General features: G+C 68.5%; 11 protein-coding genes and 1 pseudogene. 6 read left to right on the top strand and 6 right to left on the bottom strand.

The features are described 5' to 3' along the window. Together ABNT58_RS20470 and ABNT58_RS20465 are read right to left on the bottom strand one after the other, a co-directional pair. A partial coding sequence (locus tag ABNT58_RS20470) for a 3-oxoacid CoA-transferase subunit B (protein ID WP_348755261.1) occupies positions 1 to 602 on the bottom strand: 602 nt, incomplete at its 3' end. A 2-nt stretch (positions 603 to 604) separates the two neighbouring features. Then, on the bottom strand, positions 605 to 1324 hold the full coding sequence (locus tag ABNT58_RS20465) for a CoA transferase subunit A (RefSeq protein WP_348755260.1): 720 nt from the start codon (positions 1322 to 1324) through the stop codon (positions 605 to 607). Positions 1325 to 1448: 124 nt separating this feature from the next. Here ABNT58_RS20465 and ABNT58_RS20460 point away from each other — a divergent pair, with 124 nt between their 5' ends. The 3 genes from ABNT58_RS20460 (at position 1449) to ABNT58_RS20450 (ending at position 3313) form a co-directional block, all read left to right on the top strand. Beyond that, the gene (locus tag ABNT58_RS20460) at positions 1449 to 1856 is read left to right on the top strand and encodes a PaaI family thioesterase (protein ID WP_348755262.1); all 408 of its coding nucleotides are present in this window, start codon (positions 1449 to 1451) and stop codon (positions 1854 to 1856) included. 3 nt (positions 1857 to 1859) lie between these two features. Continuing rightward, complete coding sequence (locus tag ABNT58_RS20455) at positions 1860 to 2432, top strand: LuxR C-terminal-related transcriptional regulator (RefSeq protein ID WP_348755259.1); 573 nt, start codon at positions 1860 to 1862, stop codon at positions 2430 to 2432. Positions 2433 to 2638: 206 nt separating this feature from the next. Further along, on the top strand, positions 2639 to 3313 hold the full coding sequence (locus ABNT58_RS20450; RefSeq protein ID WP_348755258.1) for a glutathione S-transferase: 675 nt from the start codon (positions 2639 to 2641) through the stop codon (positions 3311 to 3313). A 21-nt stretch (positions 3314 to 3334) separates the two neighbouring features. Here ABNT58_RS20450 and ABNT58_RS20445 read toward each other — a convergent pair whose 3' ends face one another. Next, entirely contained in the window at positions 3335 to 3811 is a 477-nt protein-coding gene (locus tag ABNT58_RS20445) for a MarR family transcriptional regulator (RefSeq protein WP_348755257.1), read from the bottom strand. Positions 3812 to 4032: 221 nt separating this feature from the next. On the opposite strand from ABNT58_RS20445, the gene ABNT58_RS20440 reads away from it, so the two are divergent. Continuing rightward, positions 4033 to 5160, top strand: coding sequence for a porin (locus ABNT58_RS20440; RefSeq protein ID WP_348755256.1), 1128 nt, complete (start codon positions 4033 to 4035; stop codon positions 5158 to 5160). 22 nt (positions 5161 to 5182) lie between these two features. Here the strand turns inward: ABNT58_RS20440 and ABNT58_RS20435 are convergent, their stop codons facing one another. From ABNT58_RS20435 to ABNT58_RS20425, 3 genes are read right to left on the bottom strand one after another with little or no spacing between them, the layout of a single operon-like run. Continuing rightward, positions 5183 to 5611 carry a thioesterase family protein gene (locus ABNT58_RS20435; protein WP_348755255.1) on the bottom strand — a complete coding sequence of 143 codons (429 nt, stop codon included), beginning with the start codon at positions 5609 to 5611 and terminating at the stop codon, positions 5183 to 5185. Next, positions 5608 to 6267 carry a YceH family protein gene (locus ABNT58_RS20430; RefSeq protein ID WP_348755254.1) on the bottom strand — a complete coding sequence of 220 codons (660 nt, stop codon included), beginning with the start codon at positions 6265 to 6267 and terminating at the stop codon, positions 5608 to 5610. The genes ABNT58_RS20435 and ABNT58_RS20430 overlap by 4 nt, the downstream gene beginning before the upstream one ends. A 7-nt stretch (positions 6268 to 6274) precedes the next feature. Continuing rightward, entirely contained in the window at positions 6275 to 7057 is a 783-nt protein-coding gene (locus tag ABNT58_RS20425) for an SDR family oxidoreductase (RefSeq protein WP_250195669.1), read from the bottom strand. Positions 7058 to 7222: 165 nt separating this feature from the next. Here ABNT58_RS20425 and ABNT58_RS20420 point away from each other — a divergent pair, with 165 nt between their 5' ends. Together ABNT58_RS20420 and ABNT58_RS20415 are read left to right on the top strand one after the other, a co-directional pair. Beyond that, on the top strand, positions 7223 to 8908 hold the full coding sequence (locus ABNT58_RS20420) for an electron transfer flavoprotein-ubiquinone oxidoreductase (RefSeq protein WP_348755253.1): 1686 nt from the start codon (positions 7223 to 7225) through the stop codon (positions 8906 to 8908). A 16-nt stretch (positions 8909 to 8924) separates the two neighbouring features. Then, positions 8925 to 9878: pseudogene (locus ABNT58_RS20415) on the top strand (hypothetical protein); the annotation flags it as partial.

Genomic DNA, 9878 nt, shown 5'->3' with positions numbered 1-9878 from the left:
TCGCGCGTCACGCCCGGGGCGATCTCGACGACCTTCAGGCCTTGCGGGGTCACGTCCATCACGGCCAGGTCGGTGATGATGCGGTTGACCACGCCCACGCCGGTCAGCGGCAGGGTGCACTGGGGCAGGATCTTGAGGTCCGTGCTGCCGTCCTTCTTGCGCGCCACATGCTCCATCAGCACGATGACGCGCGGCACGCCGGCCACCAGGTCCATCGCGCCGCCCATGCCCTTGACCATCTTGCCCGGGATCATCCAGTTGGCCAGGTCGCCCTTCTCGCTCACCTGCATCGCGCCCAGGATCGACAGGTTGATCTTGCCGCCGCGGATCATCGCGAAGCTGTCGTGGCTGCCAAAGATGCTGGAGCCCGGGATGGTGGTCACGGTCTGCTTGCCGGCGTTGATCAGGTCGGCGTCCACCTCGTCCTCGGTCGGGAACGGGCCGATGCCCAGCATGCCGTTCTCGCTTTGCAGCCACACCTCGATGCCGGGCGGCTGGTGGTTGGCCACCAGCGTGGGCAGGCCGATGCCCAGGTTCACGTAGAAGCCGTCCTGCAGTTCGGCCGCGGCCTTGGCGGCCATCTCGTCATGCGTCCAGGCCATGGTCAGGCTCCCTTCTTCTCGGCGAATTTTTCAGTGATGGTGCGCTTCTCGATGCGCTTTTCCGGCGTGGCATTGACCACGATGCGGTGCACGTAGATGCCGGGCAGGTGGATGTCGTCGGGGTCGATGTCGCCGGTTTCCACCAGGTGCTCCACCTCCACCACCGTCAGCTTGCCGGCCATCGCGCAGGCCGGGTTGAAGTTGCGCGCGGTGCGGCGGAACACCAGGTTGCCGCTTTTGTCGGCCTTGTAGGCCTTGACCAGCGCCACGTCGGGGTTCAGCGCCCGTTCCATCACGTACACATGGCCGTCGAATTCGCGGGTTTCCTTGCCTTCGGCCACCAGGGTGCCCACGCCGGTGCGCGTGAAGAAGGCCGGGATGCCGGCGCCACCGGCGCGCAGCTTCTCGGCCAGCGTGCCCTGCGGCGTGAATTCGAGTTGCAGCTCGCCGGCCAGGTACTGGCGCTCGAACTCCTTGTTCTCGCCCACGTAGCTGGAGATCATCTTCTTGATCTGCCGCGTCTCCAGCAGCTTGCCGAGACCGAAGCCGTCGACCCCGGCGTTGTTGGAGATCACGGTCAGGTCCTGCACGCCGCTGGCCTGCAGCGCATCGATCAGCGCCTCGGGGATGCCGCAGAGGCCGAAGCCCCCGACCGCCATCAACTGGCCACTCTTGACCACCCCATCAAGTGCCGCTGCGGCACTAGGGAAAACCTTGTTCATCTGCAAGCTCCTGGAACGGGACGGGCGAGCGTACTACGTATAGGATTAAGTAACAGATACGCAGAATCGCCTAAGGGCGATCGTGGAGGAGAGCATGGACAAGAAGCCGGGGCCTGTCACGGCCATGGACATCGGCGGCCTGCAGGCGGCACTGGCCGAGCTGTTTGCGCCGTGGGTGCGCGAGCTTGCGCTGCAGGTCACCGCCTGCGAGCCCGGCAGCGTGACGCTGCAGCTGCCCGTCACGCCCCACCACGTGCATGGCGGCGGCGTGCTGTGCGGCCAGACGCTGATGGCCGCCGCCGACACCGCGATGGTGCTGGCGGTGATGACGAAGCTGGGCGGCTTCCAGCCGATGACCACGGTGCAATTGCAGACCAGCTTCCTTCGCGCGGTGCCGGGCGATGCCGGCCATGCGGTGGTGCAGGCGCAGGTGCTGAAGATGGGCCGCAGCTTGGTGTTCGGCAGCATCGACATCCACACGCCCGACGGCCAGCTGGCCGCGCAGGCCACCACCACCTACGCGCTGCTGTAAGCCATGAGCGCGATCGCTGAACTGCCGCTGGACTACCGCACCGCGTTCGACCAGGCGCCGGTGGGCCTGGTGATGTCGCGCCACCGACTCATCGTGGACTGCAACCGCCAGGTGCTCGAGATCTTCGGCGCCACCCGAGAAGACCTGGTCGGCCATTCCTTCGAGCGGCTTTACCCCACGCACGACGAGTTCGAGCGCACCGGCGCCCGCATCATCGCCAGCCTGGGGCCGGGTGGGCGTTATGCCGACGAGCGGGTGATGAAGCGCCTGGGCGGCAGCGCGGCCGGCGAGCTGTTCTGGTGCCATGTGTCGGGCCGCGCGCTGGACCCCAGCCGGCCGCATGCGGCGGGCATCTGGTCGTTCGAAGATTTGTCGGCCCAGCGGCGGGTGGGCTGCGAACTCACCGCGCGCGAACGCGAAATCTCGGCGCTGCTGATCGACGGCCTGACCAGCAAGCTCATCGGCAAGAAGCTGGGCATCAGCCCGCGCACGGTGGACGTGTACCGTGCGCGGCTGATGCGCAAGTACTCGGCCGCCACTACGCCCGAGCTCGTGCACAAAATGCTGCGCGCCTAGAGTTGACCCCCAAGCTCGCTGCGCTCGCGCCCCCCCGAGGGGGAGCCAGTCCCTTGGGGCGGCCCGGCGGGACTGAGGTTCACCCCCAAGCTCGCTGCGCTCGCTACCCCCCAAGGGGGCCGCTCAGTCCCTTGGGGCGGCCCGGCGGGACTGAGGTTGGCCCCCAAGCTCGCTTTGCTCGCGCCCCTCGTAATACCCTTCACACGATGATCACCGTCCACCACCTCGAAAACTCCCGTTCGCAGCGCGTGCTGTGGCTGCTCGAAGAAATGGCCCTGCCCTATGAGCTGCGCCGCTACGAGCGCGACAAGCAGACCATGCTGGCGCCGCCCGAGCTGCGCCAGGTGCATCCGCTGGGCAAGTCGCCGGTCATCACCGATGGCGAGATCACCATGGCCGAGTCGGGCGCCATCATCGAGTACCTGACCCAGGCCTATGAGCAAGGCGCTGCGCTGGTGCCCGCACGCGGCAGTGCCGAGTGGCGGCGCTACGTGTACTGGCTGCACTTTGCGGAAGGCTCGCTGATGCCGCCGCTGCTGCTCAAGCTCATCTTCAACAAGGTGCGCAACTCGCCGATGCCGTTTTTCGTCAAGCCGATCGCACGCGGCATCGCCGACAAGGTGACGGCCTCGTTCGTCGACCCCAACCTGCAGCGGCTGCTGGCCTTCATGGACAACGAGCTGGCCGGCCGCCCGTGGTTCGCGGGCGAGCAGTTCACCGCGGCCGACGTGCAGATGAGCTTCCCGCTGGAAGCCGCCGCCGCTCGCGGCGGGCTGGACACGCGCTACCCCAACCTCACCACCTGGCTGGCGCGCGTGCATGCGCGGCCGGCCTACAAGCGGGCGCTGGACAAGGGCGGCCCGTACAAGATTCCTGGTTGAGCCCGCGCGTGGCGGTGGCGATCAGCCCCGCTGCGCCACGCGGTTGAGCAGCCCCACCAGCTGCTCGCGCTCGGCCGCTGACAGGTCGGCGGCGATGCGTTCTTCGTACTCGGCCATGCGCAGTCGCAGGGCTTCCATCTGGCTGCGGCCGGTGTCGGTCAGGGCCAGCAGGTAGCGGCGCCGGTCGCCGGCCACGGCTTGGCGGCACACCAGGCCGGCGGCTTCCAATGCGTCCACCATCTTCAGCGCGCTAGGCCCGGCGATGTCCAGGCTGCGGGCCAGCTTGGTCTGGTTCATGTCGGGATCCGACGCGATCAGCGACAGCGCCGTGACCCGTGCAGGCGTCAGGCCCAGGTCGCCCAGCATCTCGAAGAACAGCGTGTACATGCGCACCTGCGCCAGGCGCAGCGTGTAGCCCAGCGACCCGGTCTGCAGGTCGAACCGGGCCAGCCCGTCTTCGTCCTGCGCGGCAGGCACCTTCTTGCTTTTCGTGGGCACGCGACCATCTTTTGCCATCTGAAAATGAGTATAGCTATCGCTTACCCAGGCTCAGTCAAGCGAACCGCGTACGCCATTCGCACACGCCCGCGGACACAAAGCGTTAACACCTAGTGTCAGAAGGCCCACCCGCCAATTAGATTAAGCGCACCAACCATTAGCCAATGCAACTGTTTGCATAGGAGACAACCGTGCCGCGCTTGATCCAACCCCTTTCCGCGATGTCTTTGGCCCTGGCTGCGCTGCTGGCCGCCCACAGCCCGATGGCAGCTGCACAAAGCAGCAACGTCACCATCTACGGCGCCTTGGACGCCTACGTGGCGCGGCAGGATGGTTCAGGCGCTTCAGCGCGCCATGTCCTGAACAGCGGCTTCAACCCCAACAACCTGGGTTTCATGGGCCGCGAAGACCTGGGCGGCGGCCTGGCCGCCGGCTTCACGCTGGAAGGCCAGCCGGTGCTGGACACCGGCACCATGGGCCAGGGCGGCAAGTTCTTCGGTCGCCAGTCCAACCTGTGGCTGGAAGCCGCCGGTTATGGCCGCCTGACCGTCGGGCGCCTCCACCTGCCGGGCCGTTCCTTCGCCATCAAGTACAGCGCCACCGGCTGGCTGGCGGTCGATCCGCTGGGCAACATGGCGTTGTCGGTGGGCAGCATGTTCGGCCCGCTGATGAACAGCGACAGCGTGGGCAGCCGGGTGAGCAATGCGGTGATGTACTCGTCGCCGCGCTGGAACGGCTTCAGCTTCCAGCTGCTGCAGTCGGCCGGCGAAGGTGGGCCGTTTGCCACCGGCCAGGCCAAGCTCACGCAGGTGGGCGCGGGCTACTCGGGCAACGGGTTCGACATCGACTTCGTCTACGCCCGGGTGCCCGCCCTGGCCGGCAACCAGCTGCCGCAGACCGACTATGCGCTGGGCGCGCAGTATGCGCTGGGCGGCGGCGTCAAGCTGATGGCCTCGTACTTCTCGCACGAAGGCATGTCCGTCGCGGCACCGGGCGGCACCACCGCCATCGCCAACTCCAAGGGCACCGACAAGACGGCGCTGGTGGGTATCACCTACACCAGCGGCGTGCACACCATCGGCGCCAGCTACGGCAACACCCAGGTGGCCGACGCGCACCGTGGCCGCCGCCCCGGCAACGTGACGGCGCCGTTCTCCACCGTGCTGGACGACGTGTCGGGTTTCTCGCTGGCCTACACCTATGCGCTGAGCAAGCGCACGCAGCTGTTCGCGGCCTACGGCACCTTGAACAACGATGGCGTGGGCCAGGCTTCGTTCACGGTCGACCTGCGGCCCAGCCGCGGCGGCACCTCCACGCTGCTGGCCAGCGGGGTGCGCCACTCGTTCTGATCCACAAGGACCGGTGGGCGTTTCAGCCCACCGCCAGCGCCCGCAGCCAGTCGGGCAGCGGGATGGACTTTTCGGTGCTCACGTCGGTCCACACCAGCTTGCCGCCGCCGGTGGCGTAGGGCTGGCCGGGCTCGTCGGTACGCTCCAGCGTCAAGAAGGTTTCGATGCTGCTGCGCCCGGCGCGGCCCACGTAGTGGCGGGCCACCACGTCGGCCGGAAAGCGCAGCTGCCGCAGGAAGTTGCAAAAGGCATTGACCAGCACCGGGCCGGTGCCGTCGGCATACAGCTCGGCGCCGCCGCGGGCCTGTTGCAGCCAGTCCAGCCGCACCGTCTCGAAGTACCGGAAGTACATCGCGTTGTTCACATGGCCGGCGGCGTCCATGTCGCCCCAGCGCACCGGAATGACCAGCGTGTGCACCAACCGCTTGTCGTCGGGCAGGTCGAACCTCATGACGGGTCGATGCCCAGTTCGGCGGCCATGCGCTGCACCAACGTGCGCAGCGCCGCCACCTCGGCCTGCAGCGCCGCGAAGTCTTCGGCGCTGACCGCGGACGTGGCCGCCGCCGGCAATGGTGGCAGGGGGCCGGTGCCCACGGCCACCGCGGGCACGTTGGCCTCGCCGCACAGCAGGTGGGCCCAGCGCGGCTCGCGCCCTCCGGGGGCGCGCGGCAGCTTGATCACGCGCGGCGGCGTCTTGCCGGCCAGCTCGTCGAGAAAGGCTTCCACCGACGAGGTGTCGGCAAAGCGGTGCAGCCGCTCGCTGTTGGCGCGCAGCTCGGCCGCAGTCTGCGGGCCGCGCAGGGCCAGCACCGTCAGCAGTGCGGCGGCGGCGCCGGGCACGCCCAGGCCGCGCGGCGCGTTGTGCTCGTAGCGGGTGACGCGGGTGCCGCTCACCTCGTTGACCAGGTGCTGCTCGCGCAGGCCTTCGAGTGCCTGCAACACCTCGGGCTCGGTCAGGCTCATCACCGGGTCGCGGGCGGTTTTCTGGTTGCAGCCGGCCACCAGCGCATTGAGCGACATCGGGTAGGTGTCGGGCACGGTGGCCTGCTTTTCCACCAGCACGGCCAGCACCCGGGCTTCGGCCAGCGTCAGGTCGCGTTGGCTCATCGCGGCGTCACACCCCGAAGCCGTCGTCGGCCGCGATCACCGCGCCATTGATGAAGTGGCTTTCGTTGGCGCACAACATCATCAGCGCGGTGTCCAGGTCTTGCGGCTGGCCCACGCGCTTGCGCGGCAGCATCGAGATGAGCTTCTGGCCCGACTCGCTGCTCCAGTGCTTGTGGTTGATCTCGGTGTCGATGTAGCCCGGGCACAGCGCATTCACGTTGATGCCGTAGCGGCCCCACTCCAGCGCCATCGCCTTGGTCATGTGCACCACGGCGGCCTTGCTCATCGCATACACGCCGATCTTGCCCAGCACCTTCAAGCCGGCCATCGAGGCCACGTTGACGATGCGACCGCCGGTGTAAGTGCCGGGGGCCGAGCCGCTGGCGCGGGCGATCATGCGCTTGGCCACCTCTTGCGCCACGAAGAACGAGCCACGCGTGTTGGTGTTCATCACGTAGTCATAGTCTTCCGGCGTCACGTCTGTCAGCTTCTGCGTGGTGCTGACGCCGGAGTTGTTGACCAGGATGTCGATGGCGCCCACCTCGGTCTCGGCATGTGCCACGCCGGCGCGGATGCTGGTGGGGTCGGTCACGTCCATGCCCACCACGTGGGCGTCGCCGCCGGCGCCTTCGATCTCGGCGCGCAGGGTCTTCAGGCGGTCCACCCGGCGGGCGCTCAACACCACCGCGGCGCCGGCTTCGGCCAGCACCTTGGCGAAGTGGCAGCCCAGGCCGCTGGACGCGCCGGTGACCAGGGCAACGCGGCCCGACAGATCGATCTTGTAGCTCATGACGGAGGGCTCCTCGGGCCAGGCTTCTTCATTCGGATCGGATGACGATAGCACGCAGCCCAGGGGCTCCGCAGGGGTGTCGCGGGGCGGACGGCCCCTGCGGGGGCAGCCACTTAGAATGACCAGTTGCACCGAATTCACGAACCCCGAGACAAGGAACGTCGGATGACCCCGCAGGAGATTCTTGAGCAATACGGCCCCCGCGAGGCCATGGAGTACGACGTCGTGATCGCGGGCGGCGGCCCGGCCGGCATGGCCACGGCCATCCGGCTCAAGCAGCTGGCGGCCGAAAAGGGCCAGGAAGTCTCGGTGGTGGTGCTCGAAAAGGGCAGCGAGCCCGGCGCGCACATCCTGTCGGGCGCGGTGATGGACCCGATCGCGCTGAACGAGCTGCTGCCCAACTGGAAGGAGCTCGGCGCGCCGCTGAACCAGCCCGTCACCGGCGACGAAGTGCTGTTCATGAACGAGACCGGCGCCACCCGCACACCCGGCTGGCTGGTGCCCGACTGCTTCCACAATGAAGGCAACTACGTCATCAGCCTGGGCGCCGTCACCAAGTGGCTGGCCGAACAGGCCGAAGGTCTGGGCGTGGAAATCTTCCCCGGCTTCACCGCCGCCGAAGTGCTCTACAACGACGACGGCTCGGTCAAGGGCGTGGCCACCGGCAACCAGGGCATCGGCAAGGACGGCCAGCCGACCGAAGCCTTCCAGCTGGGCATGGAACTGCACGGCAAGTACACCGTGTTCGCCGAAGGCTCGCGAGGCCACCTGGGCAAGCAGCTGATCGCCCGCTTCAAGCTGGACGAAGGCAAGGACCCGCAAAGCTACGCGCTGGGCGTCAAGGAGCTTTGGGAAATTCCGGCCGACAAGGCCAAGCCCGGCCTGGTGGTGCACACCGCCGGCTGGCCGATGGAGCCCGACACCTATGGCGGCGGCTTCCTCTACCACCTGGAAGGCAACAAGGTCACGCTGGGCTTCGTCACCGGGCTGGACTACAAGAACCCGTACCTCAGCCCCTTTGAAGAGATGCAGCGCTGGAAGACGCACCCCAGCATCCGCGCGCACATCGAAGGCGGCAAGCGCATCGGCTACGGCGCCCGCGCCATCACGGCCGGCGGCCTGCTGAGCCTGCCCAAGACCGTGTTCCCGGGCGGCGCGCTGGTGGGCTGCGACGCGGGTTACCTCAATGCCGCGCGCATCAAGGGCAGCCATGCGGCCATCAAGACCGGCATGCTGTGCGCCGAAGCCGCCTTCGAGGCCGTCACCGCCGGCCGCCAGCACGACGAACTGGCCAGCTACCCCGCCGCCTTCGAGCAGAGCTGGCTGAAGAAGGAACTGGAGAAGTCGCGCAACTTCAAGCAGTGGTTCAAGAAGGGCGTCTACGTCGGCTCGATCATGACCGGCATCGAGCAGTGGCTGCTGCCCAAGCTGGGCATGCAAAGCCCGCCCTGGACCATCCACCGCACCGAGGCCGACCACACCCGGCTGCTGCCTGCGGCCCAGTGCCAGCCCATCGCCTATCCCAAGCCCGATGGCAAGCTGACCTTCGACCGCCTGTCGTCGGTGTTCATCAGCAACACCAACCACGAAGAGAACCAGCCGGCGCACCTGACGCTCAAGGACGCCAGCGTGCCGGTGGCCATCAACCTGGCGAAGTACGCCGGCCCCGAAAGCCGCTACTGCCCGGCCGGCGTGTACGAGTTCGTGAAGAACGCCGACAACAGCGACCGCCTGCAGATCAATGCGCAGAACTGCGTGCACTGCAAGACCTGCGACATCAAGGACCCCACGCAGAACATCGTGTGGGTGACGCCGGAAGGCGGCGGCGGCCCGAACTACGCCGGCATGTAAGGCCGCCGGCCGCACCGTGACCGAAGACGAAGCGCGCCGCATCACGCTGCTGCGCGCCTTCGAGGCGCCGCTCACCCCGCCCTGGACCGAGGCCGACGCCGCCGCGGCCAGTGCGGAAGCGGCGCGTGAGGTGGGCGAAGCCGCCGCGCCTGAACGCTACCTGAGCACCCGCGCCGACACGGCGCTGGCCCTGCTGCTGCCGCGCGAGCCGGCCGCAGCGCGGCTGCTGCGCGCTGCGGGCACCAGGCGCTGGCCGGGGCTGCTGCTGGTCGCAGCCGCTGCAGTGCTGGGCCTGGCCACGCCCGCGCCGGGTGAATCCCAACGATTGAATTTGCTGGCCCCGCCGCTGCTGGGGCTGATCGGCTGGAACCTGCTGGTGTACTTGGTGCTGGTGGGGATGGCGCTGGCGCGCTGGGCCGGGCCGGGCAAAGCGGCATCACGGGATGCAGGGAGAACAGGCGGCGGCGGTGGCTGGGCTGCGCTGCGCGGCTGGCTGGTGGTGCCCGGCTGGGCCCGGGCTGGCGCGGCCTTGGGGCTGAGGCACCTGGGCGGTGGCGAAACGATGGCTCATCCGCTGGGCGGGTACCCTGGCGCGGCGCAAGCCGGTGACGCGGCTGCCTCTGGCTCGCCGGCCCCGGCCCCCACTGCCGCCACCGCCGACAGCGCCGGCCGCCAGGCCGCCACCCGCGCCGCCCTCGCCCGCTTCACCCAACGCTGGGCCGCACTGGCCGCGCCGCTGTGGTCGGCCCGCGCCGCGGCCTGGCTGCATGCGGCTGCCGCCGCGCTGGTGGCGGGCGTGCTGGCCTCGATGTACCTGCGCGGGCTGGCGCTGGAGTTCCGCGCCGGCTGGGACAGCACCTTCCTCTCGCCCGCCGCCGTGCACACCTTGCTGCAGGCCTGGCTGGGCCCGGCCTGGGCGCTCAGCGGCATCGCTGTGCCCGGCGTGGAGGAACTGGCGCGGCTGCGTTTC

It is taken from the genome of uncultured Aquincola sp. (genome assembly GCF_964001545.1).
Lineage (GTDB): Bacteria > Pseudomonadota > Gammaproteobacteria > Burkholderiales > Burkholderiaceae_C > Aquincola.
The sequence above is the reverse complement of the archived record's forward strand: the minus strand, read 5'-3'. Positions and strand labels throughout refer to the sequence as shown.

Bases quoted from the DNA above. Each gene is read 5' to 3' on its own strand.
- ABNT58_RS20465 (WP_348755260.1), bottom strand. From the start codon at position 1,324: ATGAACAAGGTTTTCCCTAGTGCCGCAGCGGCACTTGATGGGGTGGTC.
- ABNT58_RS20460 (WP_348755262.1), top strand. From the start codon at position 1,449: ATGGACATCGGCGGCCTGCAGGCGGCACTGGCCGAGCTGTTTGCGCCG.
- ABNT58_RS20455 (WP_348755259.1), top strand. From the start codon at position 1,860: ATGAGCGCGATCGCTGAACTGCCGCTGGACTACCGCACCGCGTTCGAC.
- ABNT58_RS20450 (WP_348755258.1), top strand. From the start codon at position 2,639: ATGATCACCGTCCACCACCTCGAAAACTCCCGTTCGCAGCGCGTGCTG.
- ABNT58_RS20440 (WP_348755256.1), top strand. From the start codon at position 4,033: ATGTCTTTGGCCCTGGCTGCGCTGCTGGCCGCCCACAGCCCGATGGCA.
- ABNT58_RS20435 (WP_348755255.1), bottom strand. From the start codon at position 5,611: ATGAGGTTCGACCTGCCCGACGACAAGCGGTTGGTGCACACGCTGGTC.
- ABNT58_RS20430 (WP_348755254.1), bottom strand. From the start codon at position 6,267: ATGAGCCAACGCGACCTGACGCTGGCCGAAGCCCGGGTGCTGGCCGTG.
- ABNT58_RS20425 (WP_250195669.1), bottom strand. From the start codon at position 7,057: ATGAGCTACAAGATCGATCTGTCGGGCCGCGTTGCCCTGGTCACCGGC.
- ABNT58_RS20420 (WP_348755253.1), top strand. From the start codon at position 7,223: ATGACCCCGCAGGAGATTCTTGAGCAATACGGCCCCCGCGAGGCCATG.